The sequence below is a fragment of the Aquitalea sp. LB_tupeE genome (assembly GCF_013391415.1).
In the GTDB taxonomy this organism is placed as follows: domain Bacteria; phylum Pseudomonadota; class Gammaproteobacteria; order Burkholderiales; family Chromobacteriaceae; genus Aquitalea.
In genome coordinates, this window is record NZ_JACAXB010000018.1 from 181,003 (window position 1) to 196,602 (window position 15,600).

Genomic DNA, 15,600 nt, shown 5'->3' on the forward strand with positions numbered 1-15,600 from the left:
TTTAGCGCGGCTTTGCCATGTTGCAGGATTCATTTGCCACCCGTCTGGTGGCCTGGCAGGAACATCACGGCCGGCACGATCTGCCCTGGCAGGTGAGCGACCCGTACCGGGTATGGCTGTCCGAAATCATGTTGCAGCAAACGCAGGTGACTGCGGTGCTGGGTTATTACGCCCGCTTTTTGCAGCATTTTCCTGACGTGGCCAGCCTGGCGGCAGCGTCTGTGGATGAGGTGCTGGCCTTGTGGAGCGGCCTTGGCTATTACAGCCGGGCGCGCAATCTGCACAAGGCTGCCCGCATGGTGATGGATGAGTTTGGCGGGCAGTTTCCTGCGCAGCGCGAGGCCATTCAGCGCCTGCCTGGTGTCGGGCGCTCTACCGCCGCCGCGATCGCTGCCTTCGCCTTTGGCCAGCGCGAAACCATTCTGGACGGTAATGTCAAACGCGTGTTGACGCGTTGCTTTGGCATCAGCGGTTTTCCTGGCGAGAAGGCAGTGGAAAACCGGCTGTGGACGCTGGCAGAATCCTTGCTGCCAGCAGATGGCGCACAGATGACGGCCTACACCCAGGGTTTGATGGATCTGGGCGCTACCGTGTGCGGCCGCAAGCCGGCCTGCACCGTGTGCCCGATGGTGGATGGCTGCGTGGCGGCACAGCAGGGGCGTACTCATGAGCTGCCCACCCCCCGTCCCAAGAAAGCTGTGCCCACCCGTCACACCGTCATGTTGCTGGCGCAGCATGGCGACAAGGTGTGGCTGGAGCGCAGGCCGCCGACTGGCATCTGGGGTGGCTTGTTATCCCTGCCTGAATTTGCCGACTCCATGGAGGTGGAAAGCTGGTTGGCCGAGCAAGGCAGTGGTGATGTGCTGCCATCCTGGCCGGAGCTGGAGCATGTGTTTACCCATTTTCGCTTGATCATCACCCCGGTGCCGGTGCGGCTGGATACGCTGGCTGGCTCCCGGGTACAGGACTCCGCCGGCCAGTGGCTGCCATTGGCGCAGGCACTGGAGGCCGGACTGCCCGCCCCGGTCAAGCGCTTGTTGCAGCGGTTGACCGCCTGAGTGCGGCGTATTGGTTTTCATTTTTCGTGCAGTTTTGCTGCCCAGGTGTGAAATATGGTTTCCGTAGTGCGTTCGATGGCCGATACCCTGGCCGATGCAGCCGACCCGAAACGGTGGCTGGAACAGATGTCCGCAGCCCTGCCCGAGGCCGAAGCCAGCTTGCTGGCGCGTGCTTTTGACGCGGCGCGCGAGCTGTATCGCGGCAAGGGCCTGGTGAGTACCGGCGAGGATCTGTTCAGCCATGCGGTGTCCGCGGCGGCCATTGTGGCCGACCTTAACCTGCTGACTGACGCCATTGTCGCCACCCTGCTGTTTGCCGTGCCGGATCACAAGCCCGACTGGCAGGGCTGGATGACCGAGAATTTCGGCCAGACTGTCACCGTGCTGGTGGATGGCGTGGGCGGTGTGCGCCGCATTACCGAGCTGGCGCGCATCGACAAGCTGGAAACGCCGGAAGAACGTGCCCGCCAGGCGGAAACCATGCGCAAGATGCTGCTGGCCATGGTGGCGGATATCCGTGTGGTGCTGATCAAGCTGGCATGGCGCACCCAGACCATGCATTACCTACCCCATGTGCATGACGAAGCGGTACGGCGTGCCATTGCTACCGAAACGCTGGACCTGTTTGCGCCGCTGGCCAACCGCCTGGGCGTGTGGCAAATCAAGTGGGAGCTGGAAGACCTGGGCTTCCGCCACACCGAACCGGATAGCTACAAGAAAATTGCCAGGCTGCTGGACGAGCGCCGGCTGGAACGCATCGACTACATCGACCGGGTGCTGGACACTCTGCGCAGCGAGCTCAAGGCAGCCGGCGTCAAGGCCGAAGTAGCCGGGCGGCCCAAGCACATCTTCTCCATCTGGAAGAAGATGAAAAAGAAAAAGCTCGACTTTACCGAGCTGTACGACATCCGCGCCGTGCGCATCCTGGTAGAAAAACTGCCGGACTGCTACACCGCGCTGGGCATCATCCACGGCATGTGGCAGCCGATTCCCGGCGAATTCGACGACTACATTTCTCACCCCAAGGCCAATAATTACCGCAGCCTGCACACGGCGGTGATCGGCCCGGAGGACAAGGCGCTGGAAGTGCAGATCCGCACTTTTGAAATGCACGAGCATGCCGAGTTCGGCGTAGCCGCGCACTGGCGCTACAAAGAGGGTGGCAAGGGCGATGCGCAGTACGAAGAAAAGATTTCCTGGCTGCGCCAACTGCTGGACTGGCGCGAAGAAATGTCCGACCGCGAAGGGCTGGCCGAAGCCTTCAAGACCGAACTGTTCTCCGACACCATCTATGTACTGACCCCGCAGGGCCGGGTACTGGCGCTGCCGCATGGCGCCACGCCCATCGACTTTGCCTATGCCATTCATACCGGCTTGGGCAACCGTTGCCGGGGTGCCAAGGTGGAAGGGCAGATCGTGCCCTTGTCCACCCCGCTGCAAAACGGCCAGCGGGTGGAAGTGCTGACCGCCAAGGAGGGCGGGCCGTCGGTCAACTGGCTGCACGATGGCTGGGTCAAGAGCCACCGCGCCATCTCCAAGATTCGCCAGTACATCCGCATGCAGAATGCGGACACGGTGCGCGAAACCGGCAAACAATTGTTTGAGCGCGAGCTGGCCCGTCACCCGCATCAACAACCCAATCTCACCCTGCTGGCGGAAAAACTGGGTTACGCCAAACTGGAAGAGGTGTACGGCGCGATGGGCCATGGCGAGCTGAGCACCCGTTCGGTCGCCAATGCCATTGCCAGTTTTGCCCCGCCGCCGCCGCCGGATGTAGAGCCGGAAAGCATCATCCGCGCCAGCAAGGGCGGCCATGACGCGGGCGGCATCCTGATCGAAGGGGTGGACAACCTGATGACGGTGCTGGCCAAGTGCTGCAAACCGGCACCGCCGGATGCCGTGGTGGGCTTTGTCACCAAGGGGCGTGGTATTTCGATTCACCGCACCAATTGCCTCACGCTCAAGCGCCTGTCTGCCGATGTACCGGAACGGCTGATTGCCGCGGGCTGGGGCGATCAAAAAAGCAGCGTATTCCCGATTGATATCGAGGTGGTATCGCTGGATCGTGCTGGTTTGCTGCGCGATATTTCCGATGTGCTGTCCCGTGAAAAACTCAACCTGATTGCGGTGCATACGCTGTCGCGCGATATGCGTGCCAAGATGCGCTTCACCGTGGAAGTGCGCCAGGTGCAGGACATCAGCCGCGTGCTGGCGCGCATGATGGAACTGCCGGGCGTCACCGACGCGCGCCGGGTGTAAGCCCAGGCCATGCGCGAGCCGTTTTGCGGCGCCAAGGCTGCGCTGTTTTATCAGGACAGCCTGCTGGTGTATCTGCGGGATGACAAACCGGGGCTGCCCTTTGCCGCCTGCTGGGATTTTCCCGGCGGCGGGCGGGAAGGGCAGGAAAGCCGGTTTGCCTGCCTGCAACGCGAAACGCGGGAAGAATTCGGCATCCTGTTACAGCCTGCACAAATCGTCTGGCAGCGCAGCTATCCCAGCTGGCATCAGCCCGGCTCGCAAAGCGTGTTCATGGTGGGCAGGCTGGCAACCGCCCAGGCTGCGGCCATCCGCTTTGGCGACGAGGGCCAGTGCTGGCGCTGGATGAAACCCGGGGACTATCTGGCACAAAGCGCAGCGGTTCCTTACCTGCAACAACGCTTGCAGGACTATCTGGACGAACAACGGTCCTGAGGCAGCAGCCACACGACTGCCGCCGTTGGTGCCACACGTCGTCGCATTGCCGATTGCTTTCAGTTGAAGATATTTCCATAATCGCTCCTCTGAATCTGCCGGCCACAGCCAGGCATGCAGATGACAACCAAGCAGGAATCCCATGTCAGAACTCATTACTGCCGCGCGTCGCGCCCTGTCCATGATGGACCTCACCTCGCTTAACGATGATGATACCGAAGCACGTATCGTCGCCCTGTGCCAGCAAGCTGCCAGCAGTGCCGGTACGGTAGCGGCAGTGTGTGTCTACCCCCGTTTTGTTGCACTGGCGCGCCGTACCCTGGATGAGCTGGGCCTGCAACAAGTCAAGGTGGCTACTGTCAGCAACTTCCCGGCCGGTGGCGACGACATCGCGCTGGCTGTCGCCGAAACCGCAGCGGCCATCGCCGACGGTGCCGACGAAGTAGATGTGGTGTTTCCGTATCGTGCTTTGCTGGCAGGTAATGCCGACGTCGGTGCGGAACTGGTGGCCGCCTGCAAAGAAGCCTGCGGTGACAAGCTGCTCAAGGTCATCATCGAATCCGGTGAACTGAAGGAGGCGCGGCTGATCCGCGAGGCCAGCCTTATTGCCATCGAGGCAGGGGCTGACTTCATCAAGACTTCCACCGGCAAGGTAGCGGTGAATGCCACACTGGACGCCGCAGGCATCATGCTGGCGGCCATCCGTTCCACTGGCGCGCAGTGTGGCTTCAAGGCGGCGGGCGGTGTACGCACGGCTGCCGAAGCCGCCGAATATATCGACCTGGCCGAGCACCTGCTGGGCGAGCACTGGGTGAACCCGGAACATTTCCGCTTTGGTGCCTCCAGCCTGCTGGCCAATCTGCAGGCAGAAATCAGCGGCGGGGCAGCTACTGCCGGTGGCGCTTACTGAGCCACCCCACCGCAATCAGCTGCATGCAGGCCGAAGCCCGTCTTCGGCCTTGTCTATTGGCAGGGCGGTCGGCCTTGCCCACCCAGCAGGAGAAACCCATGTTTTTACCTCAGGAAGTCATCCGCAAGAAGCGCGACGGCCAGACACTGTCGGGCGAGGAAATCCGCCAGTTCGTGGCGGGCATCACCGATGACAGCGTAGCCGACAGCCAGATAGCCGCCCTCGCCATGGCCGTGTATTTCCAGGGGATGGAGCTGGCCGAGAACGTTGAACTGGCCATGGCCATGCGTGATTCGGGGCGCTGTTTGCGCTGGGACGACCTGCACCTGCCAGGACCGGTGCTGGACAAGCACTCCACCGGTGGGGTGGGCGATGTGGTGTCGTTGATGCTGGGGCCGTTGATTGCCGCCTGTGGCGGCTTTGTGCCGATGATTTCCGGCCGTGGCCTGGGCCATACCGGCGGCACGCTGGACAAGCTGTCGGCCATTCCCGGTTACAACCCGTTCCCCACGCCGGAACGCCTGCGTCAGGTGGTACGCGAGGTCGGCGTGGCCATCATCGGTCAAACCAGCGACCTGGCTCCGGCCGACCGGCGCTTTTACGCCACGCGTGACATCACCGCCACGGTGGAATCCATCGCGCTGATCACGGCATCCATCCTGTCCAAGAAACTGGCCGCCGGGCTGGATGTGCTGGTGATGGACGTCAAGGCCGGCAGCGGGGCCTTCATGCCCACCATGGCACAGTCCATCGCACTGGCTGAACGCATTGTCCATGTCGGTAATGGTGCCGGAGTACGCACCCGCGCTCTCATCACCGACATGAGCCAGCCGCTGGCCAGCACTGCCGGTAACAGCCTGGAAACCGTGGAAGCCATCCGCTACCTGCGTGGTGAGGCCGCCAACCCGCGCCTGCATGCCGTCACCATGGCGCTGTGTAGCGAAATGCTGCTGGCCAGCGGCCTGGCCAAGGATCTGACAGACGCCGGACAGCGGCTGCAAACCGCACTGGACTCCGGCCGTGCTGCCGAAATCTTCGGTCGCATGGTATCGGCACTGGGTGGCCCGGCCGACCTGCTGGAGCAGCCGGAACGCCATCTGGCCGCAGCACCCGTGCTACGCCCGGTCTATGCTGAGCATGGCGGTTTTGTCACGGCCATGGATACCCGCGCACTGGGCATGGCCGTTTGTGCCTTGGGTGGTGGTCGTCGCCAGGCCAGCGATCAGCTGGACTACCGTGTGGGCCTGAGTGATTTTGTCGAACTGGGTGCGGAACTGATGCCGGATACCCCCTTGTTGTTCATCCATGCAGCCGATGCCGACAGTGCCGACGAAGCGGAACGCCGCGTGCGCCAAGCCATGCATATCGCGCCACAAGCGCCCGCAGCACTGCCGCTGGTGTATAAGACCATCCGCCTGCCGGAACAGGAGCCATTGCAATGAAACGCGCCATCATTCTGATACTGGATTCGCTGGGCATAGGGGCGGCAGCCGATGCACCACTGTTCGGCGATGCAGGAAGCAACACCCTGGGCCATATCGCCATGGAAGCCGCTGCCGGCCGTGCCGACAAAGGACGCAGCGGCCCCTTGCAACTGCCCAACCTGTCCCGCATGGGACTGGGCCATGCCTGCCAGCTGTCCTCCGGTTATTTCCCGGAGGGCATGGAGCAGGCTGCGCCAATCGCTGCCTACGGTTACGGCCGCGAACTGTCCAGCGGCAAGGACACCCCGTCCGGTCATTGGGAAATCGCTGGTGTGCCGGTACTGTTCGACTGGGGTTATTTCACCGACAAGGACAACAGTTTTCCTGCTGCCTTGCTGGAGGAGATTGTCAGCAAGGCCGGTTTGCCGGGTTTTCTCGGCAATTGCCATGCGTCGGGCACGGAAATTCTCGACCGTCTGGGCGAGGAACACATGCGTACCGGCAAGCCCATTTTCTATACTTCGGCCGATTCGGTATTCCAGATCGCCTGCCATGAAGAAACCTTCGGGCTGGAGCGCTTGTACCAGCTGTGCCAGATCACCCGTGCAGCGCTGGAGCCTTACAATATCGGCCGCGTGATTGCCCGTCCGTTTCTGGGAGAGGGCAAGGGTGGCTTTGTCCGCACCGGCAACCGCAAGGACCTGGCACTGCCGCCGCCGGCAGCCACCGTGCTGCAAAAGCTGGCTGACGCTGGCGGGCAGGTGGTATCCATTGGCAAGATCGCCGATATCTACGCCCATGTCGGCATTACCGAACAGCACAAGGCCACCGGTTTCGACCAGATCTGGGATGCCACGCTGGCGGCCATGCGCAACACGCAACAGCGCGCCATCATCATGGCCAATTTCGTCGATTTCGACTCCAGCTACGGCCATCGGCGCGATATTGCCGGTTACGCCCGGGCGCTGGAGGAGTTTGACCGGCGCCTGCCCGAGGTGATGGCTGCCATGCAGCCGGACGACATCCTGATTTTATCGGCCGACCACGGCTGCGACCCCACCTGGTCCGGCACGGATCACACGCGCGAGCATATTCCGGTGCTGTGTTATGGCCATGGCGTGCCCGCCGGTTCCATTGGCGCGCGCGCTACCTTTGCCGACATCGGCCAGAGCGTGGCCAGCCATCTTGGCCTGCCTGCCATGGATTACGGGTCTTCCTTTCTGAACTGAGCACGCCACACAAGGAGAAGCACAATGGCTACCCCGCACATCAATGCCCAGAAGGGCGATTTTGCCGAAACCGTGCTGATGCCCGGCGACCCGCTGCGCGCCAGAATGATCGCCGAAACCTTTTTGCAGGATGCCCGCGAAGTTACCAGCGTGCGCAATATGCTGGGCTACACCGGCAGCTACCAGGGCAAGCGCCTGTCGGTGATGGCGCACGGCATGGGCATCCCCTCTGCCAGCATCTACACCACCGAGCTGATCCAGCACTACGGGGTGAAAAACATCATTCGCGTCGGCTCCTGCGGTGCGGTGACGGCCAAAACCCAGTTGCGCGAGTTGTACATCGCCATGGGCGCCTGTACCGACAGCAAGGTCAACCGCATGCGTTTCAACAATCATGACTTTGCCGCCATTGCCGATTACACCCTGCTGCGTACCGCCATGGACGCCGCCCAGCGCCTGGGGCGTAGCGTGAATGTGGGCAATGTCTTCTCTGCCGACCTGTTCTATGGCGTGGAACCCACCATGCTCGAGGTGCTGGAGCGGATGAATGTGCAAGTGATCGAAATGGAGCTGGCGGGTATTTACAGCGCGGCCGCGCAGTACGGTGCGCGTGCGCTGGGCATTCTGACAGTGTCCGACATCATCCCTACCGGCGAGGCCACCAGTGCTGAAGAGCGGCAAACCACCTTCCGCGAGATGATGGAGCTGGCACTGGAAACAGCAATCCGCTTATAGCCTGTGCTGCTATGCAGCAGTCTGTTTCCGCTAAAACGCACTCAGCTGTTGTTGACCCGTGACTGCAAAGCAGGTTTTCTGAATGCAAATCAGGATGGCAAGCTGGTTTTCTTCATTTTTTATTGTTTAATATCAGTGGTTTGTTTGTGTGTTGTACTTGCCGCACTTTTTTTAGTGCACTGCACAAAAAATACTTGCCAAACCTGGGGGTGGTCCTGATAATGAAACCTGCATCAGGACGTGGCATGCAATGTGTGCGTTTTGGTGTTGTCTCCTCCATCCTCCTTCTTTTAGGTGGAACTTGGCGCAATCAACATGGATTGCGCTTTTTTTTTGTCCCGGTCACAGCCCGTTCGCGAGAACAAGCATGTCTGGCCCGCGAGGACGATTTTTTGCTGCTTTGTGGCAAAAAAGACCGTATTCCAGCCCGGTTTCAGCATTGTCATTTGCTTTGTTACACAATGGTTTGACAGTGGGAAGGGCACTGCATTAGAATCCGTAACTTTCAAGAATTACGATGGAAGAGTTCCATGAAGACCTTTTCTGCCAAGCCGCATGAGGTTAAGCGCGAGTGGTTCGTGGTCGACGCCGAAGACAAGGTGCTGGGTCGCCTCGCCGCCGAAATCGCTCACCGCCTGCGTGGCAAGCACAAGCCGGAATACACTCCGCACGTTGATACCGGTGACTACATTGTTGTAGTCAACGTTGACAAACTGCGTGTTACTGGTACCAAAGCGCTGGACAAAAAGTACTACCGTCACTCCGGTTACCCGGGCGGTATCTACGAACGCAACTTCACCGAACTGCAAAGCCAGTTCCCGGAACGCGTTCTGGAAAAAGCCGTTAAAGGCATGCTGCCGAAGGGTCCGCTGGGCTACGCCATGATCAAGAAGCTCAAGGTGTACGCTGGTACCGAACATCCGCACACTGCCCAGCAGCCCAAAGTGCTGGAATTTCGTTTTTAAGGCATAGAGAATGAACGGTAAATACTACTACGGCACCGGCCGTCGCAAGAGCTCCGTAGCTCGCGTGTTCATGCAAAAGGGTAGCGGCCAGATCATCGTTAACGGCAAGCCGGTTGACGAATACTTCTCCCGCGAAACCGGTCGCATGGTTATCCGCCAGCCGCTGGTTCTGACCGAAAACCTCGAATCCTTCGACATTAAGGTTAATGTTGTTGGTGGTGGTGAAACTGGTCAGGCAGGTGCTATCCGTCACGGTATCACCCGCGCTCTGATCGACTTCGACGCAGTTCTGAAGCCGGCTCTGTCCGCTGCAGGCTACGTAACCCGCGATGCGCGTGAAGTTGAACGTAAAAAAGTCGGCCTGCGCAAAGCTCGCCGTGCCAAGCAGTTCTCCAAGCGTTAATCGCCTGGTCTGCTTATGCAAAAGCCGCCTTCGGGCGGCTTTTTCTTTTGCTCTTTGTCGTCTCTTCCGCCGCTTTGCTTCTTGCTTGTCGCTGCCATCTTGCTTACCCAAGTTGAAACAGTACCGCTGGTACTTGCTTGCGATTGCTATTTCTTTGCCTGAAATAATACCCTATTCATATTAATGTCTTTAAGCTGTCATTTAAATTGATTAGTTTACAAAGAAAATGGCAGCAAGTTTAACGGGTTTACCCTTGTGAATAGTCGGTGTATGGTGGCCCCCTTTTGTCCGTGAGCCCACACTGCTTGGTGGGCGGGTGGTCGCCAGCTCAGGTCGCCACCAAGAAGCAGATCAACAGGAAATCCAGATGTCTTTGAAGCAACGCCTGCTCGCCTTTGTCGCGCTACTGTTAGTAATTGTCATCACCCTTTTGGCAATACTGTCTTACCAACGCATGCGGGCAGAGATCATCGTCGGCGTGCAGCATGAGCTGGACGCCGCCATGCTGGGAAATCGCAGCGCCCTGGCCAACTGGCTTGGGCAGCGCAAGGACGCCGTAGAAGCCACCGCCACATCGCTGCTTGAGACCGGTGACATCCTCCCCCAATTGCAAGAAGGCAAGACAGCAGGCCGGTTCGACCAGGTTTTTGCCGGTTATGCCGACAAACGCATGATTTACCAGCTGGCTGGTAAGCACGCGCCGGAAGGTTACGACCCCACCTCCCGTCCTTGGTATAAGCAGGCAGCCAGTGCCGGTAGCAGCATCGTGACCGAGCCCTATGTGTTTGCCAGCACCAAAAAGCTGGGTGTCACCGTGGCCCATCCATTGTTGCGCAACCAACAACTGCAGGGCGTGGTGGGCGGCGATATTTCGCTGGAAGGCATCATCAGTCTGGTGCAGGGCATCAAGCTGCGTGGCGACGGTTACGCTTTCCTGGCTACGCGTAATGGCAAGATAGTGGCGCACCCGGCGGCCGACAGTACGCTCAAGCCGATCGCCGAGGTGATGCCTGGTCTGGATGCGACGCTGTTGCAGCAGGCCGATGCCGGCAGCAAGCTGGAAGAGCTGCAAATCGGTGGCCGCTCGGTTTATCTGCAACTGTCACCAGTCCCCGGTTCTGACTGGGTGCTGGGCAGTGTGGTGGACAAGGATGCCATCCTGGCACCGTTGCAGGGCTTGCTGATTACGCTGGTGGTGGCCGGTGTGTTGTGCGGTGTGCTTGCCATTGCCCTGGCACAGCTGGTACTCACCCGCCTGCTGCGCGGCCTGATGCGTTTGCGTGATGCCTTGCTGGAAATCTCCAGCGGCCATGCCGATCTCACCCACCAGCTACATGTCGGGCAGCAGGATGAAATCGGCCAGACCGCAGAAGCCTTCAACCGCTTTGTGGCCAGTCTGCGCCGCATGTTCATTGATGTGCGCGAGCATGCGATTGCGCTCAATGGCGAACTGGACAGTCTGCAACAGGTCACCCACACCGTGGCGCGCCAGTCGGAGCGGCAGTCCGAGGTGTCCAGCGCCGCCGCTGCCACTATCGAGCAGATCACGGTCAGTATCAATCACATCGCCGACAATGCAGCGATGGCGGAACAGGCTGCCAGTGAAACCGGTACCACCTCGGCCCATTCGGCCCAGGCCGTCAGTCGTCTGGCCGACGATATTGCCAGTATCGCCGAGGAAGTCGGCCAGTTGGGAACAGCACTCAATGCACTGGGTGAACGTTCCGGGCAGATGAATACCATTATTGGTGTAATCCGCGACATTGCCGACCAAACCAATTTGCTGGCACTCAATGCCGCCATCGAGGCGGCACGGGCGGGCGAGGCTGGCCGCGGCTTTGCCGTGGTGGCCGATGAAGTACGCAAGCTGGCCGAGCGTACCGCCAAGGCGACGGTGGAAATCGGCCAGCTGATTGACGCCACGCATGGCGACATTCATACCGCACTGGGCGACATGGCAGATACCCAGCGTTCGGTGGCCAGTGGTGTGGCGGCATCGCGCACGGTGGCCGAGGACATGTCCGGCATCCAGGGGCGGATTGCCGAGGTTGTGGCCGGCATTCACGACATTGCCGATTCAACGCGTGAGCAGTCGGTGGCCACCACGGAAATGGCACGCGCCTCCGAGCAGGCCAACCGGGCTACCATCGAAACCGATCAGGCAGTACAAGGTGCCATGCAAACCGTCAGCCAGCTGCACAAGCTGTCGGCTGATTTGCAAGCCATGGTGGCCCAGTTCCGGCTGTAAGCCAGCGGCCTGTGTGACGCAGGCCAGATCACGGTTGCATCGTATCGGCCTAGTCCTTAGACTGTCGCTTTTGCGACGTTTATTTACACAAGGAAGTACAGCATGATCAAGGTGGGCATCGTCGGCGGTACCGGTTACACCGGTGTCGAACTGTTGCGTCTTCTGGCCGGGCATCCCGGTGCCGAGGTGGTGGCCGTTACCTCGCGCAAGGAAGCAGGCATGAAAGTGGCCGAGATGTTCCCCAGCCTGCGCGGTCGCGTGGATGTGGCATTTTCGACGCCGGATGAAACCCCGCTGGAACAGTGCGATGTGGTGTTTTTTGCCACTCCGCACGGCGTGGCCATGGCCCAGGCGCGTGAACTGCTGGCTGCCGGTGTAAAGGTGATCGACCTGGCGGCGGACTTCCGTCTGAAAGACCCAGCCGTATTCCAGCAATGGTATGCCATGGAGCACAGCTGCACCGACCTGCTGGCCGAAGCGGTATACGGCTTGCCGGAAGTAAACCGCGATGCCATCCGCGCAGCGCGTCTGGTCGGCATGGCCGGTTGCTATCCCACTTCGGTCCAGTTGGGCCTGTTGCCGCTGCTGGAAGGTGGCAAACAGTTGATCGACACCCAGACGCTGATTGCCGACTGCAAATCCGGTGTGTCCGGTGCCGGTCGCAAGGCAGAAGTCGGCGCGCTGCTGGCCGAAGCCGGTGACAACTTCAAGGCCTATGCCGTGAAGGGCCATCGTCATTCGCCGGAAATCGAGCAGGGCTTGTCCGCCATTCATGGCGGCCCGGTCAAGCTGACCTTCGTGCCGCACCTGACCCCGATGATTCGCGGCATCCATTCCACCATCTATGCCCGCATCAAGCCCGAGGCGCTGGATACCGACTTCCAGGCCCTGTTCGAGCAGCGCTATGCCGGTGAATATTTCGTTGACGTGCTGCCAGCCGGAAGTCACCCGGAAACGCGCAGCGTGCGTGGTTCCAACACGGTGCGCATTGCCGTGCATCGCCCGGGTAACGGCGATCTGCTGATCATCCTGGTGGTGGAAGACAATCTGGTGAAAGGCGCGTCCGGTCAGGCGGTGCAAACCATGAACCTGATGTTCGGCCAGCCGGAAAACGCCGGTCTGGACATTGTTCCGCTGCTGCCGTGATGCAGGAATGATTGAATATTGGCCATTCGCCCTGATATCCGACTAAAATAGTAGGTGAATGGCCGTCAGGCCGAAATCGATTTGCGAGGTGAACCATGTCCGAGACTACCGAAATGCCGTCCCCGATCAACTTTACCGACAGCGCCTGCAACAAGGTGCTGGACCTGATCGCGGAAGAGGGCAATCCTGATCTGAAACTGCGCGTGTTCGTGACTGGTGGTGGCTGCTCTGGCTTCCAGTACGGTTTTACATTTGACGAAATCGCCAATGAGGACGATACCGCTATAGAGAGAGACGGTGTCACTTTCCTGGTTGACCCGATGAGCTATCAGTATCTGGTAGGCGCGGAAATCGACTATCAGGAAAGCCTGGAAGGCTCCCAGTTTGTCATTCGCAACCCGAATGCCACCACCACCTGCGGTTGTGGTTCTTCCTTCTCGGTGTAAACCGGCGGGACGACAAACAGGAGTAGAATGAAAACCCGGACTCAGTCCGGGTTTTTTTGTATCGGGGGAAACAAGATGAACAAACTGCCACCACTGGTATTGCCCAAGGTTGAATTCAACCGTGAATTCAGTTTCAGCGATGCTGATTTTGAACGCATCCGCAAGCTGATCTACAAGGAAGCGGGCATTTCGCTGAACCCGTCCAAGAAAGACATGGTGTACGGCCGTCTGGTACGGCGCATCCGCGAGCTGAAGCTGGCGACCTTTGCGGCTTATGTGGATTATCTGGAGTCGGTGTCCGGCAAACGGGAGTTCGAGCAGTTTGTCAACGCCCTCACCACCAACCTCACCTTCTTTTTCCGCGAAGAGCATCATTTCCCGATTCTGGCGGATCACCTGAAGCAAAGAGCGGCAGCGGGTGCCACAGAGCTGTCCATCTGGTGCGCGGCCTCCTCCACCGGTGAGGAGCCTTACTCGCTGGCCATTACCGCGCTGGAGGCTTTCCCCCTGTCCAGCAAGCCGTCCATCAGCATCATGGCGACCGATCTGGATACCAGCGTGCTGGAAACCGGGCGCAAGGGCATTTATCCGGAAGACAAAATTGCCCGCCTGCCTCCCGGTCATGCGCACAAGTATTTCGACAAATTGCCGGATGGTACCTATCAGGCCAAGGCGGTGTTGCGCAATATGATCACCTTCCAGCGCCTGAACCTGATCGAAAACAACTGGGCGCTGCGCAAGCAGTTTGATGCCATTTTCTGCCGCAACGTGATGATTTATTTCGATCGCGACACCCAGTTTGCCGTACTGAAAAAATTCGCCCCGCTGCTGAAACCGGATGGCCTGCTGTTTGTGGGCCACTCGGAAAACTTCTATTTTGCCTCGGACTACTTCCAGCTGCGTGGCAAGACGGTGTATCAGCACGCGCCGAAAAAGTAGCGTTTCCCCCATTGAGCCCTGCTGCGCTGCGGCGTAGTATCCGGGGTCTCAATCGGCTGAGCCGGACGGGCAAGCATGACTTGCCCGTTGTCACGTCTGCTGGAGTCAACATGAAGGTAGTTGTGCTGGGATCGGGTGTGGTGGGGGTGTCCACCGCCTGGTTTCTGGCCCGTGCAGGGCATGAAGTGGAGGTGCTGGACCGTGCCAGCGGTCCGGCGCGAGAAACCAGCTTTGCCAATGGCGGGCAAATCTCCGTCAGTCAGTCCGAACCGTGGGCCAATCCGTCTGCGCCCTGGCAAATCCTGCAGTGGCTATTGCGCGACGACGCACCGTTATTGTTCCGTCTGCGGCTGGACCCGGCCCAGTGGCGCTGGTGCTGGCAGTTTCTGCTGGAATGCCGTGGCAGCCGTGCCGAACGCAATATGCGCCAGATGCTGGCACTGGGCCGCTATAGCCGCGATACCCTGCAGCTGCTGCGTGCCGAGCTGAATCTGGATTACCAGCAGCAGACGCGCGGCATCGTGTCCCTGTTTCATACTCAGCGCCAGCTGGACGAAGCTGCCCACATCGCCGCGCAAATGCGTGAGCTGGGCATCGACAAGCACATCATCAGCCGTGAAGAATTGGCGCGCATCGAACCGGCACTGGCCGGGATCGCCCCCACACTGGCTGGAGCCAGCTACTGTCCGTCGGATGAATCGGGCGATGTGCATCTGTATACCTGCGCCATGGCCGAGCATGCGGCGCGTGCCGGGGTGGCGTTCCGCTTCAATACCCGCATCAATGCGCTGGAAGCCGAAGGCGGGCGTATCACTGGGGTGTCGGTCAATCTGCCGGAAGGCAATTACCGCCGCGTAACTGCCGATGCCTACGTGCTGGCGTTGGGCAGTTATTCCCCCTTGCTGGCCGCGCCACTGGGGCTGCGCCTGCCCATCTACCCGTGGAAGGGTTACTCCGCCACCTTGCCGCTGCGCGATCCTGCTACGGCTCCGCTGGCCAGCATTACCGATGAAGCCTACAAAGTGGTGATTTCCCGTCTGGGCAAGCGGCTGCGTATTGCCGGCACGGCGGAGCTGGCCGGTTATTCCAGCAGCCTGAATGCGGTGCGCTGTCAGGCCTTGATCAAGCGTGGTCAGGCCCTGATGCCGGAGGTGGCCGACTGGGACGCCGCCGAGTTCTGGAGCGGCCTGCGTCCGGCCACGCCGGGCAATGTGCCGCTGATTGGTCGCAGCCCGTATTCCAATCTTTACTTCAATACCGGACACGGCACGCTGGGCTGGACGGAAGGCGCTGGCAGCGGCAGGGCGCTGGCGGAAATCATCAGTGGCCGCACGCCGCCGATTGATTTTGCCTTTCAGGGCATTTGATCCGACGCAGCGAGCCTGCTGGCGGCAATGCTAAAATGC

At 60.1% G+C, this 15,600-nt stretch carries 14 protein-coding genes; all 14 read left to right on the plus strand.

All coding sequences use genetic code 11. From position 1 onward, the window contains the following. Positions 1-17 precede the first annotated feature (17 nt). The gene (gene mutY, locus HWX34_RS10250; RefSeq protein ID WP_178972149.1) at positions 18-1,058 is read left to right on the plus strand and encodes an A/G-specific adenine glycosylase; all 1,041 of its coding nucleotides are present in this window, start codon (positions 18-20) and stop codon (positions 1,056-1,058) included. 54 nt (positions 1,059-1,112) lie between these two features. Further along, positions 1,113-3,317, plus strand: a complete 2,205-nt coding sequence (locus tag HWX34_RS10255; protein ID WP_178972150.1) for a bifunctional (p)ppGpp synthetase/guanosine-3',5'-bis(diphosphate) 3'-pyrophosphohydrolase — start codon at positions 1,113-1,115, stop codon at positions 3,315-3,317. 9 nt (positions 3,318-3,326) lie between these two features. Then, positions 3,327-3,749, plus strand: coding sequence for an NUDIX hydrolase (locus HWX34_RS10260; RefSeq protein WP_178972151.1), 423 nt, complete (start codon positions 3,327-3,329; stop codon positions 3,747-3,749). A 142-nt stretch (positions 3,750-3,891) separates the two neighbouring features. Beyond that, entirely contained in the window at positions 3,892-4,659 is a 768-nt protein-coding gene (deoC, locus tag HWX34_RS10265) for a deoxyribose-phosphate aldolase (protein WP_178972152.1), read from the plus strand. Positions 4,660-4,757: 98 nt separating this feature from the next. After that, positions 4,758-6,101 carry a thymidine phosphorylase gene (deoA, locus tag HWX34_RS10270; RefSeq protein ID WP_178972153.1) on the plus strand — a complete coding sequence of 448 codons (1,344 nt, stop codon included), beginning with the start codon at positions 4,758-4,760 and terminating at the stop codon, positions 6,099-6,101. Next, positions 6,098-7,312, plus strand: a complete 1,215-nt coding sequence (locus tag HWX34_RS10275) for a phosphopentomutase (RefSeq protein WP_178972154.1) — start codon at positions 6,098-6,100, stop codon at positions 7,310-7,312. The genes deoA and HWX34_RS10275 overlap by 4 nt, the downstream gene beginning before the upstream one ends. A gap of 24 nt (positions 7,313-7,336) precedes the next feature. Continuing rightward, positions 7,337-8,047, plus strand: coding sequence for a purine-nucleoside phosphorylase (gene deoD, locus HWX34_RS10280; protein WP_178972155.1), 711 nt, complete (start codon positions 7,337-7,339; stop codon positions 8,045-8,047). 530 nt (positions 8,048-8,577) lie between these two features. After that, positions 8,578-9,012: a 50S ribosomal protein L13 gene (gene rplM, locus HWX34_RS10285; RefSeq protein ID WP_178972156.1), complete on the plus strand. Its 435-nt coding sequence runs from the start codon at positions 8,578-8,580 to the stop codon at positions 9,010-9,012. A 10-nt stretch (positions 9,013-9,022) separates the two neighbouring features. After that, positions 9,023-9,415: a 30S ribosomal protein S9 gene (rpsI, locus tag HWX34_RS10290; protein ID WP_089085867.1), complete on the plus strand. Its 393-nt coding sequence runs from the start codon at positions 9,023-9,025 to the stop codon at positions 9,413-9,415. A 367-nt stretch (positions 9,416-9,782) separates the two neighbouring features. Further along, positions 9,783-11,663 carry a methyl-accepting chemotaxis protein gene (locus HWX34_RS10295; protein WP_178972157.1) on the plus strand — a complete coding sequence of 627 codons (1,881 nt, stop codon included), beginning with the start codon at positions 9,783-9,785 and terminating at the stop codon, positions 11,661-11,663. Between the two features lie 102 nt (positions 11,664-11,765). Beyond that, a complete protein-coding gene (gene argC, locus HWX34_RS10300) occupies positions 11,766-12,809 on the plus strand; it encodes an N-acetyl-gamma-glutamyl-phosphate reductase (RefSeq protein ID WP_178972158.1) in 1,044 nt (347 codons plus the stop codon). Between the two features lie 95 nt (positions 12,810-12,904). Beyond that, complete coding sequence (gene erpA, locus HWX34_RS10305) at positions 12,905-13,255, plus strand: iron-sulfur cluster insertion protein ErpA (RefSeq protein ID WP_045846617.1); 351 nt, start codon at positions 12,905-12,907, stop codon at positions 13,253-13,255. Positions 13,256-13,330: 75 nt separating this feature from the next. Continuing rightward, positions 13,331-14,194 (plus strand): CheR family methyltransferase, encoded by an 864-nt coding sequence (locus tag HWX34_RS10310; protein WP_178972159.1) that lies wholly within the window; start codon positions 13,331-13,333, stop codon positions 14,192-14,194. 110 nt (positions 14,195-14,304) lie between these two features. Then, complete coding sequence (locus HWX34_RS10315) at positions 14,305-15,561, plus strand: D-amino acid dehydrogenase (RefSeq protein WP_178972160.1); 1,257 nt, start codon at positions 14,305-14,307, stop codon at positions 15,559-15,561. Positions 15,562-15,600 lie beyond the last annotated feature (39 nt).

Bases quoted from the DNA above. Each gene is read 5' to 3' on its own strand.
- mutY (WP_178972149.1), top strand. From the start codon at position 18: ATGTTGCAGGATTCATTTGCCACCCGTCTGGTGGCCTGGCAGGAACAT.
- HWX34_RS10255 (WP_178972150.1), top strand. From the start codon at position 1,113: ATGGTTTCCGTAGTGCGTTCGATGGCCGATACCCTGGCCGATGCAGCC.
- HWX34_RS10260 (WP_178972151.1), top strand. From the start codon at position 3,327: ATGCGCGAGCCGTTTTGCGGCGCCAAGGCTGCGCTGTTTTATCAGGAC.
- deoC (WP_178972152.1), top strand. From the start codon at position 3,892: ATGTCAGAACTCATTACTGCCGCGCGTCGCGCCCTGTCCATGATGGAC.
- deoA (WP_178972153.1), top strand. From the start codon at position 4,758: ATGTTTTTACCTCAGGAAGTCATCCGCAAGAAGCGCGACGGCCAGACA.
- HWX34_RS10275 (WP_178972154.1), top strand. From the start codon at position 6,098: ATGAAACGCGCCATCATTCTGATACTGGATTCGCTGGGCATAGGGGCG.
- deoD (WP_178972155.1), top strand. From the start codon at position 7,337: ATGGCTACCCCGCACATCAATGCCCAGAAGGGCGATTTTGCCGAAACC.
- rplM (WP_178972156.1), top strand. From the start codon at position 8,578: ATGAAGACCTTTTCTGCCAAGCCGCATGAGGTTAAGCGCGAGTGGTTC.
- rpsI (WP_089085867.1), top strand. From the start codon at position 9,023: ATGAACGGTAAATACTACTACGGCACCGGCCGTCGCAAGAGCTCCGTA.
- HWX34_RS10295 (WP_178972157.1), top strand. From the start codon at position 9,783: ATGTCTTTGAAGCAACGCCTGCTCGCCTTTGTCGCGCTACTGTTAGTA.
- argC (WP_178972158.1), top strand. From the start codon at position 11,766: ATGATCAAGGTGGGCATCGTCGGCGGTACCGGTTACACCGGTGTCGAA.
- erpA (WP_045846617.1), top strand. From the start codon at position 12,905: ATGTCCGAGACTACCGAAATGCCGTCCCCGATCAACTTTACCGACAGC.
- HWX34_RS10310 (WP_178972159.1), top strand. From the start codon at position 13,331: ATGAACAAACTGCCACCACTGGTATTGCCCAAGGTTGAATTCAACCGT.
- HWX34_RS10315 (WP_178972160.1), top strand. From the start codon at position 14,305: ATGAAGGTAGTTGTGCTGGGATCGGGTGTGGTGGGGGTGTCCACCGCC.